At 59.6% G+C, this 20,229-nt stretch carries 45 protein-coding genes; all 45 read left to right on the forward strand.

Translation table 11 applies throughout. From position 1 onward, the window contains the following. Window positions 1-44: 44 nt before the first annotated feature. The 45 genes from EOA36_RS37110 to EOA36_RS02850 all read left to right on the forward strand — a co-directional run bounded on the left by EOA36_RS37110 (window position 45) and on the right by EOA36_RS02850 (window position 20,194). The gene (locus tag EOA36_RS37110; RefSeq protein ID WP_189553094.1) at window positions 45-215 is read left to right on the forward strand and encodes a hypothetical protein; all 171 of its coding nucleotides are present in this window, start codon (window positions 45-47) and stop codon (window positions 213-215) included. 2 nt (window positions 216-217) lie between these two features. Further along, entirely contained in the window at window positions 218-838 is a 621-nt protein-coding gene (locus tag EOA36_RS02660) for a hypothetical protein (RefSeq protein ID WP_127275509.1), read from the forward strand. Between the two features lie 198 nt (window positions 839-1,036). Then, a complete protein-coding gene (locus EOA36_RS02665; RefSeq protein ID WP_127275510.1) occupies window positions 1,037-1,501 on the forward strand; it encodes a hypothetical protein in 465 nt (154 codons plus the stop codon). After that, window positions 1,501-1,704, forward strand: a complete 204-nt coding sequence (locus EOA36_RS02670; protein WP_127275511.1) for a hypothetical protein — start codon at window positions 1,501-1,503, stop codon at window positions 1,702-1,704. Before EOA36_RS02665 ends, EOA36_RS02670 begins: the two co-directional genes overlap by 1 nt. Before the next feature lie 136 nt (window positions 1,705-1,840). Then, a complete protein-coding gene (locus EOA36_RS02675; protein WP_127275512.1) occupies window positions 1,841-2,074 on the forward strand; it encodes a hypothetical protein in 234 nt (77 codons plus the stop codon). After that, window positions 2,075-2,359: a hypothetical protein gene (locus EOA36_RS02680; RefSeq protein WP_127275513.1), complete on the forward strand. Its 285-nt coding sequence runs from the start codon at window positions 2,075-2,077 to the stop codon at window positions 2,357-2,359. A gap of 88 nt (window positions 2,360-2,447) precedes the next feature. Further along, window positions 2,448-2,633 (forward strand): hypothetical protein, encoded by a 186-nt coding sequence (locus tag EOA36_RS02685; protein ID WP_127275514.1) that lies wholly within the window; start codon window positions 2,448-2,450, stop codon window positions 2,631-2,633. Further along, window positions 2,630-2,827 (forward strand): hypothetical protein, encoded by a 198-nt coding sequence (locus EOA36_RS02690; protein WP_127275515.1) that lies wholly within the window; start codon window positions 2,630-2,632, stop codon window positions 2,825-2,827. The genes EOA36_RS02685 and EOA36_RS02690 overlap by 4 nt, the downstream gene beginning before the upstream one ends. A gap of 93 nt (window positions 2,828-2,920) precedes the next feature. Continuing rightward, on the forward strand, window positions 2,921-3,085 hold the full coding sequence (locus tag EOA36_RS37115) for a hypothetical protein (RefSeq protein ID WP_189553096.1): 165 nt from the start codon (window positions 2,921-2,923) through the stop codon (window positions 3,083-3,085). A 3-nt stretch (window positions 3,086-3,088) separates the two neighbouring features. Next, a complete protein-coding gene (locus tag EOA36_RS02695) occupies window positions 3,089-3,319 on the forward strand; it encodes a hypothetical protein (protein WP_127275516.1) in 231 nt (76 codons plus the stop codon). A 186-nt stretch (window positions 3,320-3,505) separates the two neighbouring features. Beyond that, window positions 3,506-3,739 carry a hypothetical protein gene (locus EOA36_RS02700; protein WP_127275517.1) on the forward strand — a complete coding sequence of 78 codons (234 nt, stop codon included), beginning with the start codon at window positions 3,506-3,508 and terminating at the stop codon, window positions 3,737-3,739. 441 nt (window positions 3,740-4,180) lie between these two features. Further along, entirely contained in the window at window positions 4,181-4,918 is a 738-nt protein-coding gene (locus EOA36_RS02705) for a methyltransferase (protein WP_127275518.1), read from the forward strand. Between the two features lie 11 nt (window positions 4,919-4,929). Beyond that, window positions 4,930-5,178 (forward strand): hypothetical protein, encoded by a 249-nt coding sequence (locus tag EOA36_RS02710; protein WP_189553098.1) that lies wholly within the window; start codon window positions 4,930-4,932, stop codon window positions 5,176-5,178. A gap of 18 nt (window positions 5,179-5,196) precedes the next feature. Beyond that, the gene (locus EOA36_RS02715) at window positions 5,197-5,769 is read left to right on the forward strand and encodes a hypothetical protein (protein ID WP_127275519.1); all 573 of its coding nucleotides are present in this window, start codon (window positions 5,197-5,199) and stop codon (window positions 5,767-5,769) included. Next, entirely contained in the window at window positions 5,769-6,041 is a 273-nt protein-coding gene (locus tag EOA36_RS02720; protein WP_127275520.1) for a hypothetical protein, read from the forward strand. The genes EOA36_RS02715 and EOA36_RS02720 overlap by 1 nt, the downstream gene beginning before the upstream one ends. Then, window positions 6,038-6,223, forward strand: a complete 186-nt coding sequence (locus EOA36_RS02725) for a hypothetical protein (protein WP_127275521.1) — start codon at window positions 6,038-6,040, stop codon at window positions 6,221-6,223. The genes EOA36_RS02720 and EOA36_RS02725 overlap by 4 nt, the downstream gene beginning before the upstream one ends. Window positions 6,224-6,305: 82 nt before the next feature. Further along, on the forward strand, window positions 6,306-6,455 hold the full coding sequence (locus tag EOA36_RS37120; protein WP_189553101.1) for a hypothetical protein: 150 nt from the start codon (window positions 6,306-6,308) through the stop codon (window positions 6,453-6,455). Next, window positions 6,455-6,679 carry a hypothetical protein gene (locus tag EOA36_RS02730; protein ID WP_127275522.1) on the forward strand — a complete coding sequence of 75 codons (225 nt, stop codon included), beginning with the start codon at window positions 6,455-6,457 and terminating at the stop codon, window positions 6,677-6,679. Before EOA36_RS37120 ends, EOA36_RS02730 begins: the two co-directional genes overlap by 1 nt. Then, on the forward strand, window positions 6,676-6,867 hold the full coding sequence (locus tag EOA36_RS02735; RefSeq protein ID WP_127275523.1) for a hypothetical protein: 192 nt from the start codon (window positions 6,676-6,678) through the stop codon (window positions 6,865-6,867). Before EOA36_RS02730 ends, EOA36_RS02735 begins: the two co-directional genes overlap by 4 nt. Continuing rightward, window positions 6,854-7,165 (forward strand): hypothetical protein, encoded by a 312-nt coding sequence (locus tag EOA36_RS02740; protein ID WP_127275524.1) that lies wholly within the window; start codon window positions 6,854-6,856, stop codon window positions 7,163-7,165. Before EOA36_RS02735 ends, EOA36_RS02740 begins: the two co-directional genes overlap by 14 nt. A 94-nt stretch (window positions 7,166-7,259) precedes the next feature. After that, the gene (locus tag EOA36_RS02745; protein WP_127275525.1) at window positions 7,260-7,493 is read left to right on the forward strand and encodes a hypothetical protein; all 234 of its coding nucleotides are present in this window, start codon (window positions 7,260-7,262) and stop codon (window positions 7,491-7,493) included. Next, a complete protein-coding gene (locus EOA36_RS02750; protein ID WP_127275526.1) occupies window positions 7,493-7,672 on the forward strand; it encodes a hypothetical protein in 180 nt (59 codons plus the stop codon). The genes EOA36_RS02745 and EOA36_RS02750 overlap by 1 nt, the downstream gene beginning before the upstream one ends. Beyond that, a complete protein-coding gene (locus tag EOA36_RS02755) occupies window positions 7,669-8,019 on the forward strand; it encodes a hypothetical protein (protein ID WP_127275527.1) in 351 nt (116 codons plus the stop codon). Before EOA36_RS02750 ends, EOA36_RS02755 begins: the two co-directional genes overlap by 4 nt. Window position 8,020: 1 nt before the next feature. Then, window positions 8,021-9,082: a hypothetical protein gene (locus tag EOA36_RS02760; protein ID WP_127275528.1), complete on the forward strand. Its 1,062-nt coding sequence runs from the start codon at window positions 8,021-8,023 to the stop codon at window positions 9,080-9,082. Then, window positions 9,079-9,429 (forward strand): hypothetical protein, encoded by a 351-nt coding sequence (locus EOA36_RS02765; RefSeq protein WP_127275529.1) that lies wholly within the window; start codon window positions 9,079-9,081, stop codon window positions 9,427-9,429. The genes EOA36_RS02760 and EOA36_RS02765 overlap by 4 nt, the downstream gene beginning before the upstream one ends. Before the next feature lie 11 nt (window positions 9,430-9,440). Then, window positions 9,441-9,614, forward strand: a complete 174-nt coding sequence (locus tag EOA36_RS37125) for a hypothetical protein (protein ID WP_189553103.1) — start codon at window positions 9,441-9,443, stop codon at window positions 9,612-9,614. Between the two features lie 99 nt (window positions 9,615-9,713). Further along, on the forward strand, window positions 9,714-9,947 hold the full coding sequence (locus EOA36_RS02770) for a hypothetical protein (protein WP_127275530.1): 234 nt from the start codon (window positions 9,714-9,716) through the stop codon (window positions 9,945-9,947). A gap of 220 nt (window positions 9,948-10,167) precedes the next feature. Beyond that, on the forward strand, window positions 10,168-10,428 hold the full coding sequence (locus EOA36_RS02775) for a DUF2312 domain-containing protein (RefSeq protein WP_127275531.1): 261 nt from the start codon (window positions 10,168-10,170) through the stop codon (window positions 10,426-10,428). Between the two features lie 2 nt (window positions 10,429-10,430). Then, complete coding sequence (locus EOA36_RS02780; protein WP_127275532.1) at window positions 10,431-10,691, forward strand: hypothetical protein; 261 nt, start codon at window positions 10,431-10,433, stop codon at window positions 10,689-10,691. Window positions 10,692-10,800: 109 nt separating this feature from the next. Next, window positions 10,801-12,630, forward strand: a complete 1,830-nt coding sequence (locus EOA36_RS02785; protein WP_127275533.1) for a DUF4055 domain-containing protein — start codon at window positions 10,801-10,803, stop codon at window positions 12,628-12,630. 2 nt (window positions 12,631-12,632) lie between these two features. Next, window positions 12,633-12,761 (forward strand): hypothetical protein, encoded by a 129-nt coding sequence (locus tag EOA36_RS38745; protein WP_281040039.1) that lies wholly within the window; start codon window positions 12,633-12,635, stop codon window positions 12,759-12,761. Then, a complete protein-coding gene (locus EOA36_RS37130) occupies window positions 12,758-12,931 on the forward strand; it encodes a hypothetical protein (RefSeq protein WP_189553105.1) in 174 nt (57 codons plus the stop codon). Before EOA36_RS38745 ends, EOA36_RS37130 begins: the two co-directional genes overlap by 4 nt. 145 nt (window positions 12,932-13,076) lie before the next feature. Continuing rightward, the gene (locus EOA36_RS02790; protein ID WP_127275534.1) at window positions 13,077-13,850 is read left to right on the forward strand and encodes a hypothetical protein; all 774 of its coding nucleotides are present in this window, start codon (window positions 13,077-13,079) and stop codon (window positions 13,848-13,850) included. Window positions 13,851-14,046: 196 nt separating this feature from the next. Continuing rightward, window positions 14,047-14,973, forward strand: a complete 927-nt coding sequence (locus EOA36_RS02795) for a major capsid protein (RefSeq protein ID WP_127275535.1) — start codon at window positions 14,047-14,049, stop codon at window positions 14,971-14,973. Window positions 14,974-15,033: 60 nt separating this feature from the next. Continuing rightward, on the forward strand, window positions 15,034-15,465 hold the full coding sequence (locus tag EOA36_RS02800) for a hypothetical protein (RefSeq protein ID WP_127275536.1): 432 nt from the start codon (window positions 15,034-15,036) through the stop codon (window positions 15,463-15,465). Between the two features lie 79 nt (window positions 15,466-15,544). Beyond that, window positions 15,545-16,018, forward strand: coding sequence for a hypothetical protein (locus EOA36_RS02805; RefSeq protein ID WP_127275537.1), 474 nt, complete (start codon window positions 15,545-15,547; stop codon window positions 16,016-16,018). Between the two features lie 3 nt (window positions 16,019-16,021). Beyond that, window positions 16,022-16,222 (forward strand): hypothetical protein, encoded by a 201-nt coding sequence (locus tag EOA36_RS02810; protein WP_127275538.1) that lies wholly within the window; start codon window positions 16,022-16,024, stop codon window positions 16,220-16,222. Window positions 16,223-16,239: 17 nt separating this feature from the next. Beyond that, window positions 16,240-16,560 (forward strand): hypothetical protein, encoded by a 321-nt coding sequence (locus EOA36_RS02815; protein ID WP_127275539.1) that lies wholly within the window; start codon window positions 16,240-16,242, stop codon window positions 16,558-16,560. A gap of 164 nt (window positions 16,561-16,724) precedes the next feature. Then, window positions 16,725-17,003, forward strand: a complete 279-nt coding sequence (locus tag EOA36_RS02820) for a hypothetical protein (RefSeq protein ID WP_127275540.1) — start codon at window positions 16,725-16,727, stop codon at window positions 17,001-17,003. Further along, the gene (locus EOA36_RS02825) at window positions 16,957-17,715 is read left to right on the forward strand and encodes a PhoH family protein (RefSeq protein WP_127275541.1); all 759 of its coding nucleotides are present in this window, start codon (window positions 16,957-16,959) and stop codon (window positions 17,713-17,715) included. Before EOA36_RS02820 ends, EOA36_RS02825 begins: the two co-directional genes overlap by 47 nt. Window positions 17,716-17,827: 112 nt before the next feature. Beyond that, window positions 17,828-18,391, forward strand: a complete 564-nt coding sequence (locus EOA36_RS02830; RefSeq protein ID WP_210212397.1) for a hypothetical protein — start codon at window positions 17,828-17,830, stop codon at window positions 18,389-18,391. Then, window positions 18,391-18,912 carry a DnaT-like ssDNA-binding protein gene (locus EOA36_RS02835; RefSeq protein ID WP_127275543.1) on the forward strand — a complete coding sequence of 174 codons (522 nt, stop codon included), beginning with the start codon at window positions 18,391-18,393 and terminating at the stop codon, window positions 18,910-18,912. The genes EOA36_RS02830 and EOA36_RS02835 overlap by 1 nt, the downstream gene beginning before the upstream one ends. Beyond that, on the forward strand, window positions 18,913-19,296 hold the full coding sequence (locus EOA36_RS02840) for a hypothetical protein (RefSeq protein ID WP_127275544.1): 384 nt from the start codon (window positions 18,913-18,915) through the stop codon (window positions 19,294-19,296). Further along, window positions 19,296-19,733 carry a hypothetical protein gene (locus EOA36_RS02845; RefSeq protein WP_127275545.1) on the forward strand — a complete coding sequence of 146 codons (438 nt, stop codon included), beginning with the start codon at window positions 19,296-19,298 and terminating at the stop codon, window positions 19,731-19,733. Before EOA36_RS02840 ends, EOA36_RS02845 begins: the two co-directional genes overlap by 1 nt. After that, window positions 19,733-20,194: a phage tail terminator-like protein gene (locus EOA36_RS02850; protein WP_127275546.1), complete on the forward strand. Its 462-nt coding sequence runs from the start codon at window positions 19,733-19,735 to the stop codon at window positions 20,192-20,194. The genes EOA36_RS02845 and EOA36_RS02850 overlap by 1 nt, the downstream gene beginning before the upstream one ends. The last annotated feature ends 35 nt before the right edge of the window (window positions 20,195-20,229 follow it).

A 20,229-nucleotide genomic window follows, 5' to 3' on the forward strand; every position in this document is an offset into this window, starting at 1 on the left:
CTCTTTGATAGTGTGGACCTGTCAACGCAACCGGAGTTCCCCAAATGTTTAAAATGGAGTTCGAAACCGACAATGACGCGTTTCGCGAAACGCCAGTCACTCAGGTCGAAAACATCTTTGCCGAAGTCGCCGACGCCATAGCGCATGGCAAGGCCGAAGGCGTCGTCCGCGACGACAACGGCAACACCATCGGCCATTGGAAGTGGGAGGACTGATCATGGCCAAAGAGAAATTTCTGATCATTGCCCGGCAATTGCCGGATGACTGCTTTCCGCGCTTTTCGGAGGAAGCAAATCGCGCCGCGATATCGGCCGGCACGATGTCTCAGGATGATCCCTATGCATGGATTGAAGCCAGTTTCGAACTGGTCCTGACACGCGATAAGGAAGCAACGCATTGCTGCTCTTTCACGCCAGACGCGTGGGGCGTGCCGCTGCAAAACTATTTCGTCGGCAATCCTAACGCGGCATGGCTGGACGACGGCGATCCCGAGGGGCTGGAGCATGCCGGGCTTGAACCGTCATACTATACCTATCGGGATACGTATGATCCGCGTTTCATTTGCGAGACTGAAATTCTCGATACGATGAAATTTGACAAGCCGCTGCGCAAGCCAGCGGTGCGCAATGTCACCCTGTCGCGCCGCTCTGAGAAGGAAGCGCAAGCGCTGGCAGAGTACGGCGAGGCCCTTTGGTATGTCGCCGAAGAGATGGCGCGGGAAGGCATGTGTAACGGCATTGCCGAGGCCCCGATTCTCAACGTCTACACCTATCGCCAGTGGGAGCGCGAACAGGTCCTGAAAACCCGTAGCACTGGAGGTTACAGACTCTTTGCCTAACGGGCTGGGCGGCGTTGCATCCCCTCGCAACGCCGCTCTTTTTTCGCGCGGCGGGCATTAACCTTAGCGCTTAAGGTAAACGCCGCGCCGGCCGGCTTAACGCCTCGTTAACCCTACTGTTCATGTCCAGAATTTGGCGCTTGCGTTTGTCCAGAATTGCTTTACATTTGGATTGTCAACGCAAACGGAGTTTCCCCAATGTCTGCCTTCATGGTTGAAAATGCCCACGTCAACGCGATCCTGAATCTCGCGGTCCTGCTTTCGGCGAAAACCGAATTTCCCGAGTTCCGCTTTCCCGTCAGCATGCGCCGGAACGCAACGCGCTTCCCGCATTCCGACGATCTGACCACGCTGGGCAAAATGCTGCTCAACGAAAACGCCAAGAGCCTGCGTCACCTGTATCAGGACGCGCCGGAAAACATGTATTTTCAGGATGAAATCGACGGCTATAAATTCACCGTCGACAACGTCGCGGCAAAGGGTGATGCGGGCTATCTGGCCAAGCTGATCGACTGCTACGAATATCAGGCCTGCGAGCATGACACGTTCGAGACCGGCGAGGTCAAGGCGTGGCTGGTCTGGGCGCTCAAGATGAGCCTGCAATCCCTGCCCGGCTATCGTGCCGCCCCATGGGGCTACAGCGGCACGGAAAGGGCCGCGTGATGTTCTGGGTCACACGCGACAAGCAAGGGCGCTGGGTGCACCTTCACGAGGGCAGTCGCGCCGATATGAAGCGGGAGACGCGCGACCCTGTCGCGGTCTCCGGGCAGGAGGCCCATAAAATCGTCAAGGCCGATTTGATCCCACATTCAACCGCCCTCTATGTCGACGAGGGCAGAATCCGGAGGGCAACGGGCGGCGAATAGCCGCCCTTTCTCTTTTCACCCTGTGTTAACCCTCCCGAGGTAAGGTAAACCGCGCGTTAACCATGCCGAAAATAGCCTCTTGCATTTCGTGCGTGATGCAATATTCTGCACTGGTCAACGCAACGGAGTAACGCACATGACGACTTTCACAGGACAGGCCGGGGTCAACACTTTCGCGGCGATCTCGCTCAAGACCGGCCTCAAGCTCTACGCCAAGACCGGCATGAAGCCAAACGCGCTTTGGACGCCTAAGAACATGATGGCCAAAGCGACCCAGATTACCGGCCAGAAGTTCAAGGCGCGCGACTACATGGGCGCGGTGGCGGCTCTGGAGGCGTGGATCGCCGCCAACGGCACAACCGGCGAATAAATGGTCAAGCGAACCGACATCACCTATTTGAGCCCGGCAGATTTGGAAGCTGCCGGGCTTCTGATTTACGGCGCGAACTGGCGCGCGGCCATGGCCGAACACATGGGAGTCGATCCCTCGCTGATTTGGCGCTACATGACCCTGAAAACGCTTGTGCCTCGATCCTTTGCGGTGGCAGTGGAAGCGCTGGCAACGATCAAGCGGCACAATCTGCCCCTGCCGACCGTTACACCCTCCAGCGGACCACTGGAGCCGATCGCGCGGGCCTACGAAAGGCGGTCTTAACTCCGTCTTAACCATGTGCCGGAGTTCCGCTTGCAATTCGTGCATGATGCAATATTCTCTGATTGTCAACGCAATCGGAGTTTGCACCATGAACAAGAAGCCAGCCCTTCGTTTCGAACTTGATAACCAGTTTTCGATCGCGCGCCGCAAGGCCGTGCTCGCTGGTCGAAACGCTAACCAGACCCGTGTAGAGTTCAGGGGCGAGTTTGTGACGCACAAGGTTTCCGTGCTTTCGCGCCTCGCTGATCTGATCAAGGGAGTTCTGTCGATATGAAAGCGATCCTGATTTGTGCCGCGCTGGTCGCGGCACTCTCCAGCCCGGCCAGCGCCAAAGGCGTCAAGGGCGACCAGTCCGACGTTTTGCAAGATTTTGGCGATTGCGTCATGTTGCTTGCCAGCGATGGCAAGTCGACTCAAGAGGCGGTCGACGGCTGCCTGAATCAGTACGGAATCCGCACCCACAAATAGGAACTTTTCGTTAACCATTCGATGAAGCTCCGCTTGCGTCAATTCGTGCATCATGCAATATTGATCACGTCAACGCAAACGGAGTTTCTTCCTATGACCCTCATGCTCAAGAACGAAGGCGCGGTTTCACTCTCTGAGAAATTCCGCACTGTCGAATTTCTCTATGTCCGCGCCGATGGCAAGCTGGTTGTTCGCTTCCACAATGGCATGGAAGTCGGCATGTCTGCCGACTGCTTCGCCGCCTTGCCGGAGGCCTGAGCCATGCGCCGCTACCATGACCAGAACAAGCTTAGACAGGCTGCACGCGTGCTAGGCCTTAGCCGTACACGTGACGGCGACCTGCGCCCTATGGTGCATGCCTTGAAGCTGTTTCCCTCAATGAATACGGCCGAAGAAAATGAGCGGCTGGGCGCTGCGGTCTATGCCATGCGCCACTGGCGTGAATACCAGAACCTTTGCGGTCGCGTGCGATCGAACAGGGAAAGCCTCTGAGAGGCAAACAAGGGCCTTGCCTAGCGCAAGGCCTTTCCCCTGCTAGTGCCGCCCCATGGCCATGCTATGGGGCGGCATGCGCGTTAACTCGTTGTTAACCATGTCAAGTTGTGCTTTACAAAACCCCTTGTGTACGATCGTGCATCATGCAATATTGATCAGGTCAACGCAAACGGAGTTACCCACATGGCACAGGTCTTCACCATCATCACCGAGTCGGAAGATTATCGCCCCTATCGCCTCACCTTCGTGCGTGCCAACTATGGCTCTTTCCCTAAGCTCACCAAGGTAGAGCGCCAGCAGGGCAATGGTCGCACTGTGTCATGGTTGCGCCATGACAACGCATGCCATGGCGAGTTGCCCGGCATGGTAGTACAGGCAATAGCATTGCATAAGGATAGCGTGCGCACTGCACGTTAACCCTAGTGCATAAGGTAAAGGCCAAAGCCAGAAAGGCTTTGGCCTTTTAATGTCATAGTTGCTTCAAATTTTAATCTAATACAGGTCAAAGGGGACCCAAAGGGGAGTATGGGGGTGGGCCTGTCTACGGCCCTTACGGTGCATATTTTTACAAACTAAACTTTGCTGCCGGAACTTTATATTAGGAGGGACCCAAGGGCAGGGGACCCAAACGGGATCGTGAATCCGATTCGGACTTCCAAATGCGCCTCTGGGCGGAACTAAACTTTCAAGAGGGGGTTTAGCTAAACTCCGGAAATATGCGCTTGACATCGGAGTCCAGAATTGCTTTACAAAGGGTGAGAGTGCAGGCAGTAGGCCAACCGGGTTCGGTCGAATGTCCCATCAACCATCTGATCTGCACTCAACCCATTCACCTACTCAGTTCGGAGTTCATTCAACATGCAGGTTTCTCAGCCAGTCCTCGAAGTCCTCTCGGCAGCCGTCATCTCAGGCAGCAGCTTGACGCTGACCGGTCAACTCGATCGCAAGCTCTACACCGACACGAACAAGGTGATCGAGGCGGCTGGCGGCAAGTGGAACAAGAAGGCCGGCGCTCACGTCTTCGAGGGCTTGGCCATCGACACCATCGAGCCGATCCTGCTCACCGGCACCTATTCCCGCACCAAGCAGGACTTCGGCCAGTTCGACAGTCCCAGCCCTGTCGTCAATCGCATCATTGAGTTGGCCCAGATCGAGCCGGGCATGTCCGTTCTGGAGCCCTCGGCCGGCATCGGCAATATCGCTTTGGCGGCGCATGAGGCTGGAGGGAAGGTCGAAGTCATCGAGATCGACGAGAAGCGGGCGAAGGCGCTCAAGGCTGCCGGATTTTCACCGATCCACGGCAATTTTCTGGACTGGGTCGCCTATCAGGGCACGTTCGATCGCGTCGTCATGAATCCGCCTTTCGCCAAGCAGGCCGACATCGAGCACGTCCTGCACGCCTTCAAGTTCCTCAAGCCGGGCGGTCGTCTGGTCTCCGTCATGTCGGCCGGCGTCGAATACCGACAGGATCGCAAGGCTGTCGAGTTCAGAGCGTTTGTCGAGGCGCAGGGCGGCACGATTGAGCGCCTGCCTGATAGCGCCTTCAAGGACTCCGGTACGAACGTCTCGACCGTGGTCGTTGTCATCGACAACTGAGGGATGGATCGATGACCGAATTTGCCCAGTATCGGCGCAAGCAGATCGCGGAACTTCGTCCGTGGCAGCCCGGCGACGACATGAGCCGTGTCAGTGTCTCTGCGTCCGATAAGGAAGCAGGATCGCCCAAGGATGGCGACATGATCGCGCGCAACCCGAAGAATCACGACGACATGTGGTTGGTCGCGGCAGCCTACTTCGCCGACAATTTCGAACAGGCTGAGACACACCGATCTGCACTCAACCCCCTCACTTTTTGATTTGAAGGATTGAAGTCCATGCTTGGATGGTTCCGCAGCCTCTTCGGCTCCAGCAACAAAAAGGCCATGCATCGCGCCAGCGTGCAGGCTGCACGGCATCTGGTTGACACAAAGGGCAGCCCGCTCAGCCTGACCGATCCCGAGACCGCTATTGCCGCAGCCACGGCCCCGCGCATCGGTTCGAAGAGCCGTCTTTTGGAAGCGCACGACCGCGCTAGCCGTGGACTTGGACCGCAGCCCGACTTCTCCGGCGCATTTGCACCGCGCCGCTATCCGGAACCGTCCGCCGAGCCCGTGCGAACCGTGGCCTACCCGCAGTCGAGTGCAGAGCCGGACGTTTTCAACAACGTCATCGTGCCGATGCTGATCATGGACGCGCTCACACCTGACAGCCCTGTGGTTGCGAGCACCCCTGTCGACAGCGCGCCGCCACCCGCTCCGGAGCCCTACACGCCGGAGCCGGCCCAGTCCTATGAGCCGCCCGCGCCACACTCGGTCGATACGTCCTTCCCCAGCGCGCCGACCTCCTACGACACGCCCAGCTACGCGCCGGTCTACGACACAAACACCTACCCTTCGAGTTTCGACTGATGAGCAAATCTGTCACGCAGTGGCTGTCCAGTGTCATCGAGCACTACGGTAGCCTCGACAAATTCTCCGACGCGCCGACCGTTCGTGTCATGCGCCGCTTCGCGCTCGAAACCATCACCGAGCACAACCGAATCCTCGACACGATCAGCCTCGACCCGAAGGACGCCGACCGGCTCGATTACCATTCGGTGTTCGAGACCGATATCGCCGCCGCCAAGGACCAGCTTGAGAAGCTGGATATGTGGCTCGGCGATCGGGGCCTGATGCCGTGACCGCAGCCGCGCTCCTACAGCGCTTCCACGACGCATTGATGCCGCACATGAAAAAGGTGCTCATCGCCGAGGTCATTTTCGTCGTGGCGTTTGCAGCTTTTGCCTATCTCGGCATGCCATGGGGCGGACTGGGCTGCGTGGTGGCGTATCTTGGCTTCATCGCTTGGTGCCTGACGAGATGATCGCCGCCCTGACCTTCACCGAACGCGTGGCGATCTCCGTCGCCTTCGTCGTCATCATTGCCTGCATCGTGGGAGTGTTCTGATGAACGTGCCCTGCAACCACATAGCCGACTACTACCAGCGTGTGTGGGAGGATCACAAATGCATCGCGTGGAACCTCTTGCGGCTAGGTTATCGGGAGTGGTCCAACGGCTGCCCCGGCCCCTGCAACAACCTGTTCGGAGAGGACTGATGAGTGCTTCCACCGCTGGCGCGAATGCCGCAATCGCCGCCTGTCTTGCCGTGACCATCTACGACGAAGAACGCCGCCTACGCTACGCGCAGGGGGACGACGACACGATCGACTATTACAGCGGCACGGGCACGTCCATGGGCCTGTCCGAGTTGCTGATGGGCGCGCTCCTGATCGTTGTGCCGGCTGCCGCCGTCATCGCCGCAGTTTGGTGGTTCACGTGATCTGCACGTTCTCCGCCACGGTCTTGCTGATCATCAGCATGGTCGTCCAGATTTTCGTGATCGGATCGACCGGCTGGGTGCTGGCAGGTGCGTTCGCCTACCATCTCCTGATGGTCGCGGCCGGCTACTACGTCGACTACCTGATGTCGGTCGGCTATTTCTTGGAGAAGACCAATGCATCCGATTGACCGCATTCTTGACGGCTGGTTCGGCGAGGCCCTGACCGATGCCGAGGATTCGGAACATCGGGGCCGGCATCTCTACGAGCCGTTGCGGAAAGCGTTCAACACGGTCGCCAACAATACGGTCTACGACTACCGCATCGCGTCCTACTGCATGACGCCTGACGATCTCGCCAAGAAGCTGTCCGAGGACAGCGGACAGGGCTGGAACCTCGTGTCGATCAGCATCCCCGACACACGCTATGTCGGCTGCTACCATATCTCGCAGTCGTTCGCTGCCCTCCAATCAAAGAAGCGCACCTAGCGTTCCTAACTTTTTCTCCTTCTTGTCCAGAATTGCTTGACACGACTGGCCAGAAATTCTTAACGTCGCGTCAGCCCCAAGGAGGGAACGACAAATGGACAAGATCAACGAACTCCTGATCCGATACCCGAAAGCGTCTGCACTCATCCCCATCGCCATCATTCTCGCCATCTACATGGCGCTGACCTCGGCCGTGGCGGTCTTGCAGGCGCTGTTCCTCGCCGCCGCAATCATTGCCGTCCTCATCGGCGTGGTCGTCCTCAAGTCCGGCAAGGACCTCGGCGATGATGACGACTGGTGGAACTTCGGCGGACCTCGGCCGGTCTGATGCCGATCAATCTCGAAGCCCTTGAGAAGCAGGCGAAGGTCGCAACCGAAAGGTTTCTGCGCCACCGCAGCACCATGGCCATCGAGAACGCCATCGAACTGGCGCTGACGCATATGTCGGTCGCCGAGGTCAAGGAAGTCCTACGCAAGCAGGCCGAGTTTCTGGAGGAATTTGGATGACCTTGCTGCCTTACATCTACACGGGCTTCGACATTCTGGCCGAGGGCGCGGCCTACGAACTCACCTACAAAGGCGTCGATGTCGAGATCGCCAAGGATGATGGCGAGGCGGCGATCGGCATCAGTATCGAGGTCGAAGACACGGAGGCCAAGACGCTCTGGCGCGCCAAGCTGACGCTTGGCCTTGACGCCGCCGCCCTCTGCCAGACGACCGACCAGCTTACGCCGATCGTCAACACCACCATCTCGTCGGTGCTGATGGAAGAGCTTCCATTCCTGCGTCACGAGAACCTGACCGAGATCGTCGCCGAAGTTGACGACCTGCTCGGCGCTTTCCTTCCGAGGTAACATGCACACGCCCCGCTTCAACGATTCCATCAAAGGCGCAACGCTCGCGTCCAACGATCTCGCCGCCGCGTCCAACATGCTGGGCGAGTTCTCCAAACTCCTGCGTGATGCGCTCCAGTATCGCAGCGTCTTCCCGATGCTCGCCAAGCAGATCGACTACACGCTGGAGACGGCGGCAAAGCACGGCTTCATTCCCCATCCAGCGCCAGACTATTCCAAGCTCGCGGCCCTGATTGCCGGCCGGGAAACGACGCCGCCTTCGATCTCTGTGAAGACGATCATGGAGAAACTGGCTCAGCCCGAGGCACCGCGCCCGAACACCGGCATTCTTCCGCCCGGCAGCAACGTCGGGCAGGGACCGCGCCACACACGCCAGACCGGCTATGAGAGCCATCGCACCCGGCCCTCGGACTCGTCGTACTATGACGAGAAGTGCGTACTCTGCGGCGTCACCGATCGTCGCGGCATGGCCGAACTGAACAAGTCGTGCAGCGCCAGTCAGGCCGATCGGGATGCCTACGACGCCAAGCAGACAGCCGCCGCCGCTGATCGCCAGAAGCTCAAGGAAGAAGCCATGGCGGATTACCGCGCCGATGCAATCGCCAAGTTCCCCACGATCCTCGGCAAGCTCGCGGAATCGGAATCCAAGGAACACCCGATCGAGGACGCCTTCGACGCCGGCCGCGAACTGGCGATCGAGCGCGCGGAAAAGGCCGCAGCCCAGCAGGCCGTCGCCGTCGACAAGCTCAAGATCGTCAACACCATCGTCATGCGCCTGCGCGGCGACCGCCGCCTGCCGCACGTGCCGAATGATCAGCAGTGGGCGTCTCTCAAGCCTCTGCGCGAACGTCTGGCGGACCTCCTGCTTGCCGACATCGATAAGGCAGTGCAGGCGGTGCGTCGTCCGACGCACCAGAACTGGTTTGCCGGCCGGGTCCTCCAGTCGGTATCGCCGGCCGAGCGCGACGGCGCGTGGCTGCGGATCACGTCCACCGATGTCCGCGACATGGTCCGTTGGGCCTTCGATCAGGTCGTCTCCGAGATGAAGGACGGCAACGCGTGAAGTCCATCATCGACATCACATGGGGCCGGCCCAAGCTCGAAGGCGGCTGCGTCGTCGTACCGTTCTCGATGCATTGCACCGATGACGTATCACCCGGAGATACGCCTCAGTCCGTGTACTTCGAGGCGTCGAATTTGACCCTCACGCCGAAGATCGTCGCCAAGGGTCAGGCCGAGATCGAGGCCTGTATTGGCAGGGTGATGAATGATCATCGCTACGACTTCGGCGCGATCTCCATCGGCCGGCTGCGCGAGAGCGCGATCGACTATGTCCGCAAGCATGACCTGACCGTGCTTGTTCATTCTGGCTGGGCGAACGCCGACGCGTATCGCCCCGTGCATCACTAGGGGAGCAGACCATGCCCAAGAAATTCGTCGTCGATCAGGACGACCTTCCCGAGACCGAGCCGACCGAATGCTGCGCCATGTGCGGCAAGGACATTTTCACCGGCCCGTTCTGCGAGGAATGCGACAACGAAACCAACTTCGGAATCACCCTCGAAGAGTTGACGGATGAGCACGACGATGACTGACGCCGCGACCTTCCTACAGGCAGTTCTCATCGTGGGCATGCTGTCCATGGTCGCGATCTGCCTTGCCGCCGCAATCCGTAATCACTGGAAGAAGCCGACGTGGTTCTGACCATCATGGCCTATGTCGGATGGTGGATGATCCCCACCTTCACAACCATCCTCACGGTGTGCTGGCTGGTGGCGCGCCTGCACGCGAACAATGCGCAGCCGGCCTATGGCTATAGCCGCATCGGCAAGGCGTTCGTGGCCGCTTGGTACACCGCCCTTGCACTCATTATGACGCTGGCGGCGTGGCTCGCCTACGTCATCTATCTCGCCTCATCGGGAGGCTAAACAGGTCCGAAGGTGCTCAACGGACGCAGGGGAGCCGAAACCCAAAGCAGGCACCAAAACGGCGATCCTTGGAAACCGAAACTGCTCCTTCTCTGAGCAGGGTCGGTGAAAGGGGAGCGAGGATGATACCTCGGCGTGCGAACCTACACGCTTCATCCGGTTAGACTTTCACCGGAATAGGTAAATTCAACGCACAGTGAAAAACGCCAAAGGAGTGAAAATGAGCGACGACATTACGGAGACCAGCCAGACGGTCGCGGCCGGCCAGCTTCGTGCCCTCATCGAGCGCATCGAGCGACTGACGGAAGACAAGCAGGCGATCTCGGACGACATCAAAGATGTCTTCGCCGAGGCCAAGGGCACCGGCTTCGACACCAAGGCGATGCGCAAGCTCATCGCGCGCCGCAAGCTCGACAAGGATGAGCGCGCGGAAGGTGACTCGATCCTCGAACTTTACGAGTCCGCTCTCGGCATGGTCTGATCATGGCTATGCAGTGGAAGGACGAATACAGCGTTACGTCGCTGTTCGCCCGCAGGCGCAAGCTCTTCGACCAGATGTCGTGCATCAATGACGGCCAGACCGAATGCTCGATCTACGGGCACTATGTAAAGGACAAGTTGTCCGGCACCCAGAAAGAGCGCTTGGACGCCATCTTGCGGGACTATGTGACGACCGAGATCGCGGTGGTCGACGGTGAGCTTGCCAAGCTTGGCGTCACCGTCACGGACATGCCTCCCGACTGACCGGACGGCTCAGGGCTTCGGCGCTGAGCCGTTTTTTCATTTTGCTGGACTCACTGTCAAGAATATCTAACAATGCCCGTCAAGATTCAGTTGACAACTTCGGGCATTTATGAGCGCGCACCCTTATGACAACGATCCGGGGCTCGCCGGGCGATTCCGCAACACACGGACTTCGCGCGGGCTGATCCCTATCGTCACCTACCCGGTCTGGGCGCACCCGGAAGTCACCTATTGGGCCGACATCTGGCAGAGCATCCGTGACTGCACGCTTGGCGAGCAGGAGATCAAGGACAAGGCGGACATCTACCTCAAGCCGCTCGATGAGATGACGGCGGATGAATACGACGCCTATCTCGATCGCGCCGTGTTCTTCAACATGACCGGCCGCACCGTCTCCGCGCTCACCGGCATCATCTTCCAGCGCATGCCCAAGGTTGGTGGCATCGACAAGAAGCGCGAAACCGCCTTCAAGCTGCCGACCCGCGACAACCTCACCTTCAACGCCTTCCTCAAGAAGACCTGCCGCGAGCTTATCACGATGGGCCGCTACGGCGTCCTCGTCGACATGGATGAGAAGCCCAAGTCCGGCAAGACCGATCAGCCGTACTTCACCGGCTACATCGCCGAGAATATCCTTGACTGGACGATGACCAAGATCGACGGCCGCATGGTCCCGACCGAGATCGTCCTGCGCGAGGTCGGCGAGAAGCCGCGTGCCTTTGGCGAAAAGCGCGAACAGCGTGTCACCGTGCGTCGGCTGGCTTTGGAGTTTTCTGAGTCCCGTCAGGACTGGGTCTATTCCCAGTACATCTACGAGATGACGGCGGTCGACATCGACATCGACACCATCGATCCGAAGATCGTCGTCCCGACCAAGAACGGTAAGCCGTTCAACCGCATTCCCTTCGCCTTCCTCGGCGCGCTGGAGAACACGGCCGACATCGACCGTAGTCCGCTGGCCGACATCGCGGCCCTCAACATCTCCCACTACCGATCCTATGCCCAGCTTGAGCATTCGCGGCACTACACCGCCATGCCCGTCTGGTACGCGCAGGTCCCGCAGGGTCAGGCCGAGCGGAGCTACCGCGTTGGCTCCGGCACCGTGTGGGAATGTGCGCCCGGCGAAAAGCCCGGCCTGCTTGAGATGAACGGTTCCGGCCTCACCGGTCTGGTGACCGCGTGTGAGCAGAAGGAAGACCAGATTTCCGCCCTCGGCGGTCGCCTAATGTCCGGCAAGACCAAGGCGGTCGCCGAATCGGACAACTCGCTGCGCCTCAAGGAAGGCAACGAACGCTCGATCCTCCTGAACATCGTCTTCTGCGTCAACGAAGGCATGACCGAACTGCTCAAGTTCTGGGCGGAATGGGCAGGGCAGGACAACACCAAGGACATCGAAGTTGAACTGAACACCGAGTTCCTGACCGACACGCTCGGCGCGCGCGAGCTTCGCGCCGTCTATGCGATGTACGTCGACGGCGTCGTGCCGCTCACCGTCCTGCACCACTATCTCCAGAAGGCCGAAGTCGTGCCGGACTGGATGGACGTGGACCAGTTCAAGGGCCTGCTCGACGACGAGAGCGAGTTCAAGAATCAGCCGGACGTGATTGCCAAGATGAAGGGCTTCGCGACGGCCAAGGACAAGGTCGTCAAGAACCAGACCAACCGGCAGATTCGCCTCGCGGAGAAGCAGGCCGACGCCTCGGTCGCCGTTCAGGACAACCAGATTCGTTCGACCAAGGTCTACGAAAAGCTGGACGCCGAGAAGAACGACATCGCCCATCGTCAGGTCGATGTATCCCAGCAGCAGGCCGATCAGGCAGTCGAGATCGCCAAGGAGCAGGCCAAGGCAAAAGCCAAGGCCGACGCCGACAAGGCCAAGCTCGCTCTCAAGACCGCAGCAGCCCGCCCGGCTCCGGCCGCAAAACCCAAGGCGCAGTAGCCGTGAAGGTGTGGATTCAGAACGTCGTCGTGATCACGGCCCTGCTCGTGATCCTCGCCAGTGAAGCGGTATCCCGCTCGATCGAGCGCGTGAAAGCGGAATACCGCGCTTTCAAGGACCCGCAGAAATGATTCGTCGCACTGCCCTTCGGCGCAACCCGTTGGTGATCGATCCTGACAACTGCGACCCTCTGTTCGATGAACTCTACGAGGATGAACAGGAACTGCGCGACGAACAGGGCGCTTTCGAACGTCTCGATACCGGATCGAAGTGGCGCAAGCCAGCACTCTCCGACGAGTGATCGGCCTAAGACCGATTTTTGAGCCGTTGTCAAGAATATCTTGACGAGAGACGCAAGAAAAACTAACATTCGAAATCATCGGACGCGGTGCGATCCGAATCCCTCCCGACAACCTAACCCAGAATGAAAGCGAGATCGGTGATCTATGCCTGAACTTATTTTTGCAACCCTCGACGCGCTTCCGGAGGAACTGCGAGCAGGGGCCACGACCACCGAAGACGGTAAGGTCAAGATCAACGTTGTTGAAGCCGGCAAGCTCAAGGAGTTCCGCGACAACAACATCAAGATCGTCAAAGAACGCGACGATCTGGCAGCCCTTCTGGGCAAGGCCAAGGAAATCATCGGCAACGATGACTTCGAGGCAGCGGCCAAGGACATCGGAGACCTGCGCACGGTAGCCCAGCGCGTCAAGGATGGCCAGTTGGTGGAAAACAAGGGCCTCGACGAGGCCGTGCAGGAACGCACCAAGACGATGCGCGAAGGGCTGGAAGCTCAGATTCGCCAGCATGCATCGGAGAAGGACGCGTGGAAGACCAAGTTCGATCAGGCAGACGGCAAGCGCCGTCGCTCCGTGGTCGACCGGTCGATCGCAGCACTGGGTCTCGATGAGACGATTGGCATGCAGCCGACCGCCATCATGGACATTCAGGAGCGCGCCGCGCGCATCTTCGAAGTGGACGACAATGATCGCATGACGCCGAAGAAGAATGGCGAAGTGGTCTACGGCAGCGACGGGGCAACCCCGATGTCGGCCAAGGAATGGCTGACGATGCTGCGCGACGAGGCCCCGCACTTCTTCAAGGGATCGAACGGCGGCTCCGCAGAAGGCGGCGCTGGAGCGTTCCGAGGCAAGTCTGCCACCGAGATCGCCAAGATGGACCCGATGACGCGTCTGCGTCTGGCCAACGGCGAACTCTAAACCCGGTTTGGCGTGTCCAGTTATTCTGGACACGCCCATTCAAAACCCAAGCCCAAAGCACCACGGGGTGGAGCGAGGGCGGTCACGGCACCGCATAGCGGAGCTTTGGCCAAACCCGCTCCGGAGGTCTGACCGGAGCAACCAAGACCCTCAGACCTGAACCTGAAACCAAACTGGCATCAAAGGAGATCATCTCATGCCCGTTACCCTGTTGGAAGCTTCCAAGCTGGTCTCCGGCGACGTGAAGCGCTCGACCATCATCGAAATGTTCCCGCGCAACTCGGACTTGCTGGCGGCAATGCCGTTCATCGACGTTCCGGGCGGTGCCTACGTCTACAACCGTGAAGGTAAGCTGCCGGGCGTTGCGTTCCGTGGCTTTAACGAAGGCTACACGGAGTCGACCGGCGTCATCAACCCCGAGTCCGAAATCCTGCGCATCGCGGGTGGCGAACTCGACGTTGACACGGCCATCATCAAGACCCGTGGTCGCGGCGTCCGCTCTTCGCAGGAAGCGATGAAGGTCAAGGCCAAGGCCCTGTACCTCGCCGACAAGCTCATGAACGGTGACTCCGAAGCCGATCCCCGTGAGTTCGACGGCCTGCGCAAGCGCATCACCGGCGCTCAGTTGTTCCAGCCGACCTCGGCCCAGAACGTCGCCGGCGCTCTGTCGCTGGAAGTTCTCGACGCCGCGATCGACGCCGTCGACAATCCGACCCACCTTGTCATGAGCAAGGCCCTGCGCCGCAAGCTCACCAAGGCGGCTCGCGACCAGAAGGGCGGCGAGATCACCTACACGGTCGACGCCTTCGGCCGTCAGGTGACGCAGTACAACGACCTTCCGATCCTGATGCCGGATGTCAACGACCTCGGCCAGCGCATCATCGACTTCAACGAGACCGGCATCGACTCCACGGCGAACACCACGTCGCTGTACGTCGTGTCGCTCGGCGAGGACAAGATCGTCGGCCTCCAGAACGGCATCATGGAAGTCAAGGACCTCGGTGAACTGGAAAGCAAGCCTGCTCTGCGCACCCGCGTCGAGTGGCTGGTTGGCCTCGCCGTCATGCACGGTCGTGCCGCTGCACGTATCGCCTCGATCACCAGCGCGGACTTCACGGGCTAATAGGGCAGGGCTTCGGCCCTCCCGTTTTCCCTGATCCCAAACATCCGGAAGGAAGAAACAATGAACTCCAAGGCCCGCTTCGTCCCCGATGCCGCGTTCGCGATCCGCAAGGCTACCGACGCTGCTATCACGGCGGACACTTCGATCCTCATCGGCGAACTCAAGACCCCGCTCGGCGCGGTCTGGAACGCAGCCGTGAAGGACGGCAATGTCGCAATCAAGGCCAAGGCCTCCGCGATGGACACCACGTCCGCCGACGAGACCTACGCCATGACGGTGATCACGTCGGCCACCGCCGACCTCGCATCGCCGACCATTCACCAGACCAAGACGCTCCGCGCTGGTTGGAACGAGCTTCTGATCGACCAGTTCAATCTCGTCGACGTTGCTCCGACCCACAAGTATTGGGGCATCGGCATCGATGTCGGCGGCACCACGCCGTCCGTCAAGATCGAAGCTTACGTCCTGCCGGACTCCGGCAAGGCCGTCTAAGCCACACGCTTAACGCAGGTCGGGGCAACCCGGCCTGCGAAGCCGTGTCCGAATTTCCCCGATATAGAAAGCATTCCCGATGACCACTCCGACTTACGCCGTAAAAGTGGCCGATGGCCGTATCATCGCCGACCTCTCGTGGACCAATGCGTCCGAGCAGGTCCGCCTCTACGGTGCCGAATGGGTGCACGATTACGACTCCGTCCTTGCCAAGGCGCAGGAGGAAGCGAAGAAGAACTCGAATACCAGCGGCAACGTTCGCAAGTTGACGCCTGTCGAAGAAGCAAAGGTCAACGCGCCCGACTTTCTCGCCGCCGCCGCACGGGCTGCCTCCGAGGTTGCCGAGGCCGGATCGAGTGAACTCGCCGATCTGACCCGCGAGGAACTGTTCGAGATCGCAGCCAAGATGAAGCTGACGATCGACAAGCGCACCGGCCACGCAAAGCTGGTTGACACGATCGAGAAGGCGCGCGCCGAGGGTGCTGTCGCCACCGACGTGGAAGCCGCTCCCGAGACCCCGGCCGAAGAGACTCCGGCCGTAACCGAGGAATAGGCCATGAACCTGTACAAGACGATTTGGTCGCCCGCTGGCGAACCGTATGAGATCGCGCCGGAACTGGCCAACGAACTGGTCCTGAACAAGGGCTGGTCGAATGTCAAACCGGTCGTTGAAGCACCCGCTGAGATCGTCGGGGACGATGAAGCTCCCAAGCCGTCCGGTAAGGTCGGCAAGCCCAAGACGCCGCTCAAGGAATAGCGGCACAGGAGATCACCGTGTCGTACTTCAAGACTTCTTTTGCAAACATTGGCGAGGCGCTGAAAACCATCAGCCTCGCCATTGCCGTTTTGGGGGCGATGTTGTCGGGCATCGGCTATGTCTACGGCACCCTGTCTGCCCAGAAGGCCATGGCCGAAGACCTCACCACCGTCGCCGCGCGCGTCGGCGTGATGGAGGAAGCCCGCAAGAGCGATGAAGTGTGGCATTTCCGCATCGAGCAGACTGAAAAGGGTGTGGCTGCGGCAAACCAGAAGCTTGATCGCATTGAAGACACCCTCAACGATGTCCGTATCCAGATGGGCGGAAAGCGCCGGTAACACGCACTCCGGAAATCGGAGGTCCGTTCAACTCCGATTGCTAATATGCGCTCCGTTCCTAACTCCCTCTTGCAACTTTAACTTTCTGGCAATACCACTCGTTTTCATGGCGGGAGGGCGGTTTCAATCCTCGTCAAAACAACAACAAAGTCGAGGTTTGGGAAATGAGCATTGCAGTCAAGGGATTGAATTTTGTGCAGTACGCTTCCGACATTGATCCGGAAGCAGAGGACCAGTTCTGCCAGAACGTAAACGGTCTGGCGGATACTCTCAAATCGCTGGCGGAGCGGGGGATTTCTTTGCCGGCCGACAGGATCGAGGTCGCAACCGACCTCGGTGCGCTGATTACAAAGCTCCAGCGTGTCCAAACTGAGCTTACGTTTGAAAGTCCCATGAATGGAATCGTCGGAAGTCTGGCTGGAGGAATCCCCGCACTCGCATAAGGCGTCGAAGCGCGAGGCTCGAAAGGCCGAGAAGGAAGCGCGTCGTCCCAAGGGTCTCGAACCGCGTAACGAGCGGCAGCGTGATCTCATCCAGCATCTGAATGCCTTTCCGGTTGTGATGGCACTTGGACCCGCTGGCTCCGGAAAGACCTATGTTGCGGCGCGTCATGCGCTCAATCGACTTCTGATCAAGTCCATCAACCGCATCATCATCGCGCGGCCGAGCATTTCGGCCACGCGCCATAAGCTTGGCTTCCTGCCGGGCAATGGCGACCAGAAGATGAAGCCGTGGCTGGTGCCCATCGTCGACGCCTTCAAGGAAGGCACGTCGGGCGCGGAAGTCGATCGGCTGATGACCAACAAGCAGATCGAGGTTCTTCCGTTCGAGCATATGCGCGGACGGACTGTCAAGGACGGTGTCTTCCTGCTCGACGAGGCGCAGAACTGCACGCTCGGCGATCTTGAGATGTTCCTGACCCGCATCGGTGAAAACGCTCAGGCGATCATCTGCGGCGATCCAGACCAGTCGGACATCGGTAAGGAAAGTGGCCTGACCGCCATCGCTTCGATGGTGAAACGGCATGGGCTGAACGTCGGCATGGTCCACTTCACGGAGGACGATGTTGTCCGCTCCCAGACCGCTCGCGAATGGGTGAAGGCGTTCAAGCAGGACCGGGAAGGTGGAGTCGCGCGCACGCTTCGTGCTGCTTGAGCCCCGTGTCCAGAATTGCTTGACAATCAGGCCTCCGCCGACGTAAGGTTGTGGCTCAAATTCGGCGGGGCCGTTGGGAAACCAGCGGCCCCCCTTTTTCATGGAGGCCCGCATGTCTACGCCTAACTACGGGCTCCCCGTTGAGGACGCCCGATTTATCTCCCTCGAAGACATGGTCAAGAACGGCTTCGAGACGATCGACAAGACGATGAAGGCAATCGCCGACGCGGCCGGTCAGGGCGGCGGCTCGGCGCTTTCGATCACCGTGGTCGAAACCGAGACGACCGATTTTGGCAACCTGCTCGATCTCACCCAGCAGAACACGTTCGTCACGTTCGACCATTCCGTCATCGACGACGGCGGCGCGCTCAATCCAGCGAGCATGGACCGCATCATCATCCCCGCAGGCGCAACTCGCGTCAAGCTGACGGCCATCTCGGCGAGCTACACGCCCGGTCCTGCGATTGTGGTGCTGCCGAATTTCCGTGGCAGCTTTGTCAAGAACGGCGCGACCGCTCTCAACGCCTTCTCCGTGCAGGGCGTTACGTCGATGATGTCCACGTCGCTTTGGTCGCCTGTCGTGCCGGGCGACTATATCCAGCTTATCCTTTCCCACGATGGAGATGGCGTGACCGAATACGACGGCGTTGTCGCGATGATGGTGGAGTTCGCCTAATGCCCATCACCTTGATCGTGGAAGACGGCACAATCGTCGTCAACGCCAACACCTATGTCAGCCTCGAAGAGGCAACCGCATATCTGGAAATCGATCCGCGCTTCGGGCCGCTCTGGACTGGCATGCCTGACGACGAGAAGCGCAAGCAGATGCTGGTCTTTGCCACGCGCTGGCTCGACGAAAACTATCAGTGGTATGGCCGTCAGGTCGAAAAGACTCAGGCGCTGCGCTGGCCGCGCTATGGCATGAACGACGGCGAATACTGCGTCCCCTCGTGCGTCATCCCCACGGCCCTGAAACACGCCGTGGCAATGGTAGCGGTTTGGCTGTTCGTCACCGACCCGGAAGAGGCCTCCAACTCGGTCGGCATCAAGCGTTTCCGCAACGACACGATCGAGATCGAGTGGCAGGACAACTTCTCCGGCCAGTCGGCCGCGCCGAAGTGGTTGAGCCGACTGCTTCGCGTCTTTGGCGTCGGCCCCGGCGACCGTGGCTTCAAGCCGATCGTGCGGACGAATTAAATGAATTTCGCCAGCCTCGCCAAGAACCTGATGCACAAGACCGTGACCATCGCGGGCGACGGCGCGCGTGAAATCTCCTTGGTGCTCGTGTCCGACACCGTTTACGATGTCGAGACAGGCGGTTTCACCACGACCGAGGAAATTGTGCCACTGGGCATGGCAATGTTCGGCCTCGCCTCGGACACTGAATCGGCAAAGTACGGCCTTACCGTTTCGACCAACAAGGTCGTGATCCCCACGCTGAACTGGGAAGCTACCGGCAGCCGGTATCCCGAGGCGCAGGACCGCATCCGCATTAAGCCCTCCGACGACGACTGGGAGATCGAGAAGGTCGCCACCGACAGCGTCGAAGCATCCATCATCCTGTTCATCGCACAGCCGTAATGTACACGTCCAACATCGACGCCATCATTGCCAAAATGCAGGGCATTGAAGACCGGATCAAGAAGCACTTCGCCAAGGTTGTCAGCCGCGTCGTGCTGGAAATCGATACCTCGATCCATCCACGCACGCCGGTCTGGTCCGGCCGCGCTGTCCGCAATATGATCTGGACGAAGGGGACTCCGAACGCCGTCGAGCATGATCCGATCGGCGGCGGCGAAGAAGGCCCCGGCCGGCGTGGTGCGAACTCGGCCGCTGCGCACGCTACGCGCGAGGCTCTGGATTTCAGCAATCCGTTCGCAGTCTATTGGCTGACGAACAACGCGCGCCATATCGAGGAACTTGAAGCAGGTCTCTTACCCTATCCGGGTAAACATCCTGTAGACGGCATGTTCGGCATCACCTATGCAGAAGTTGTCGCAAAGCTTGGAAACATGTGATGAGCACGACAGTCGACATTCTGGACCACGATGACTTCCGCAAGCTTGTGGAAGACAACGTCCTGTCGGCCGCTGCTCAGTATGCGCCGACCTTTCCGGTGCAGTTGGACAATGTCCCGTTCGACCAGCCGAAGGCCGGCTCTTGGATTTCTCTCTGCACCAAGACCGGGGACAGCCAGCGCCGTTCGTTCGGCACCGCCCTGTTCATCGAGCGCACGCCCGGCTTCGTCCAGATCGACGTGACGATCCCGAAGGACACAGGTCACGCCGAGATCGAGAAGCTGGCACACAAGCTCGCCGACAGTCTGGCCTACCGGAAGCCCTCGCGCGGCACGGTCAAAGCCAATTTCTGGAAGAAGTCGGTCGGCTCCGCGCCGGTCACCGGACCCTACTACCGCATCATGGGCCGGGTGTTCTTCTGGTACGAGGGTTTCGTCAAGAACATCCCTGCCGGAGTCTAACTCCGAAGTTCGTGCGCCTGCCTCACTTTGAGCCG

The organism is Mesorhizobium sp. M8A.F.Ca.ET.021.01.1.1, from assembly GCF_003998025.1.
In the GTDB taxonomy this organism is placed as follows: domain Bacteria; phylum Pseudomonadota; class Alphaproteobacteria; order Rhizobiales; family Rhizobiaceae; genus Mesorhizobium.

Coding starts and splice junctions, on each gene's coding strand:
- EOA36_RS02800 (WP_127275536.1), top strand. CDS start 15,034: ATGAACTCCAAGGCCCGCTTCGTCCCCGATGCCGCGTTCGCGATCCGC.
- EOA36_RS02780 (WP_127275532.1), top strand. CDS start 10,431: ATGGCTATGCAGTGGAAGGACGAATACAGCGTTACGTCGCTGTTCGCC.
- EOA36_RS02700 (WP_127275517.1), top strand. CDS start 3,506: ATGGCACAGGTCTTCACCATCATCACCGAGTCGGAAGATTATCGCCCC.
- EOA36_RS02850 (WP_127275546.1), top strand. CDS start 19,733: ATGAGCACGACAGTCGACATTCTGGACCACGATGACTTCCGCAAGCTT.
- EOA36_RS02740 (WP_127275524.1), top strand. CDS start 6,854: ATGCATCCGATTGACCGCATTCTTGACGGCTGGTTCGGCGAGGCCCTG.
- EOA36_RS02690 (WP_127275515.1), top strand. CDS start 2,630: ATGAAAGCGATCCTGATTTGTGCCGCGCTGGTCGCGGCACTCTCCAGC.
- EOA36_RS37130 (WP_189553105.1), top strand. CDS start 12,758: ATGATTCGTCGCACTGCCCTTCGGCGCAACCCGTTGGTGATCGATCCT.
- EOA36_RS02830 (WP_210212397.1), top strand. CDS start 17,828: ATGTCTACGCCTAACTACGGGCTCCCCGTTGAGGACGCCCGATTTATC.
- EOA36_RS02675 (WP_127275512.1), top strand. CDS start 1,841: ATGACGACTTTCACAGGACAGGCCGGGGTCAACACTTTCGCGGCGATC.
- EOA36_RS02715 (WP_127275519.1), top strand. CDS start 5,197: ATGCTTGGATGGTTCCGCAGCCTCTTCGGCTCCAGCAACAAAAAGGCC.
- EOA36_RS02835 (WP_127275543.1), top strand. CDS start 18,391: ATGCCCATCACCTTGATCGTGGAAGACGGCACAATCGTCGTCAACGCC.
- EOA36_RS02775 (WP_127275531.1), top strand. CDS start 10,168: ATGAGCGACGACATTACGGAGACCAGCCAGACGGTCGCGGCCGGCCAG.
- EOA36_RS02705 (WP_127275518.1), top strand. CDS start 4,181: ATGCAGGTTTCTCAGCCAGTCCTCGAAGTCCTCTCGGCAGCCGTCATC.
- EOA36_RS02685 (WP_127275514.1), top strand. CDS start 2,448: ATGAACAAGAAGCCAGCCCTTCGTTTCGAACTTGATAACCAGTTTTCG.
- EOA36_RS37125 (WP_189553103.1), top strand. CDS start 9,441: ATGCCCAAGAAATTCGTCGTCGATCAGGACGACCTTCCCGAGACCGAG.
- EOA36_RS02730 (WP_127275522.1), top strand. CDS start 6,455: ATGAGTGCTTCCACCGCTGGCGCGAATGCCGCAATCGCCGCCTGTCTT.
- EOA36_RS37120 (WP_189553101.1), top strand. CDS start 6,306: ATGAACGTGCCCTGCAACCACATAGCCGACTACTACCAGCGTGTGTGG.
- EOA36_RS02670 (WP_127275511.1), top strand. CDS start 1,501: ATGTTCTGGGTCACACGCGACAAGCAAGGGCGCTGGGTGCACCTTCAC.
- EOA36_RS37110 (WP_189553094.1), top strand. CDS start 45: ATGTTTAAAATGGAGTTCGAAACCGACAATGACGCGTTTCGCGAAACG.
- EOA36_RS02840 (WP_127275544.1), top strand. CDS start 18,913: ATGAATTTCGCCAGCCTCGCCAAGAACCTGATGCACAAGACCGTGACC.
- EOA36_RS02760 (WP_127275528.1), top strand. CDS start 8,021: ATGCACACGCCCCGCTTCAACGATTCCATCAAAGGCGCAACGCTCGCG.
- EOA36_RS02750 (WP_127275526.1), top strand. CDS start 7,493: ATGCCGATCAATCTCGAAGCCCTTGAGAAGCAGGCGAAGGTCGCAACC.
- EOA36_RS02745 (WP_127275525.1), top strand. CDS start 7,260: ATGGACAAGATCAACGAACTCCTGATCCGATACCCGAAAGCGTCTGCA.
- EOA36_RS02805 (WP_127275537.1), top strand. CDS start 15,545: ATGACCACTCCGACTTACGCCGTAAAAGTGGCCGATGGCCGTATCATC.
- EOA36_RS02665 (WP_127275510.1), top strand. CDS start 1,037: ATGTCTGCCTTCATGGTTGAAAATGCCCACGTCAACGCGATCCTGAAT.
- EOA36_RS37115 (WP_189553096.1), top strand. CDS start 2,921: ATGACCCTCATGCTCAAGAACGAAGGCGCGGTTTCACTCTCTGAGAAA.
- EOA36_RS02810 (WP_127275538.1), top strand. CDS start 16,022: ATGAACCTGTACAAGACGATTTGGTCGCCCGCTGGCGAACCGTATGAG.
- EOA36_RS02755 (WP_127275527.1), top strand. CDS start 7,669: ATGACCTTGCTGCCTTACATCTACACGGGCTTCGACATTCTGGCCGAG.
- EOA36_RS02845 (WP_127275545.1), top strand. CDS start 19,296: ATGTACACGTCCAACATCGACGCCATCATTGCCAAAATGCAGGGCATT.
- EOA36_RS02695 (WP_127275516.1), top strand. CDS start 3,089: ATGCGCCGCTACCATGACCAGAACAAGCTTAGACAGGCTGCACGCGTG.
- EOA36_RS02720 (WP_127275520.1), top strand. CDS start 5,769: ATGAGCAAATCTGTCACGCAGTGGCTGTCCAGTGTCATCGAGCACTAC.
- EOA36_RS02820 (WP_127275540.1), top strand. CDS start 16,725: ATGAGCATTGCAGTCAAGGGATTGAATTTTGTGCAGTACGCTTCCGAC.
- EOA36_RS02710 (WP_189553098.1), top strand. CDS start 4,930: ATGACCGAATTTGCCCAGTATCGGCGCAAGCAGATCGCGGAACTTCGT.
- EOA36_RS02795 (WP_127275535.1), top strand. CDS start 14,047: ATGCCCGTTACCCTGTTGGAAGCTTCCAAGCTGGTCTCCGGCGACGTG.
- EOA36_RS02790 (WP_127275534.1), top strand. CDS start 13,077: ATGCCTGAACTTATTTTTGCAACCCTCGACGCGCTTCCGGAGGAACTG.
- EOA36_RS02825 (WP_127275541.1), top strand. CDS start 16,957: ATGGAATCGTCGGAAGTCTGGCTGGAGGAATCCCCGCACTCGCATAAG.
- EOA36_RS02785 (WP_127275533.1), top strand. CDS start 10,801: ATGAGCGCGCACCCTTATGACAACGATCCGGGGCTCGCCGGGCGATTC.
- EOA36_RS02660 (WP_127275509.1), top strand. CDS start 218: ATGGCCAAAGAGAAATTTCTGATCATTGCCCGGCAATTGCCGGATGAC.
- EOA36_RS02680 (WP_127275513.1), top strand. CDS start 2,075: ATGGTCAAGCGAACCGACATCACCTATTTGAGCCCGGCAGATTTGGAA.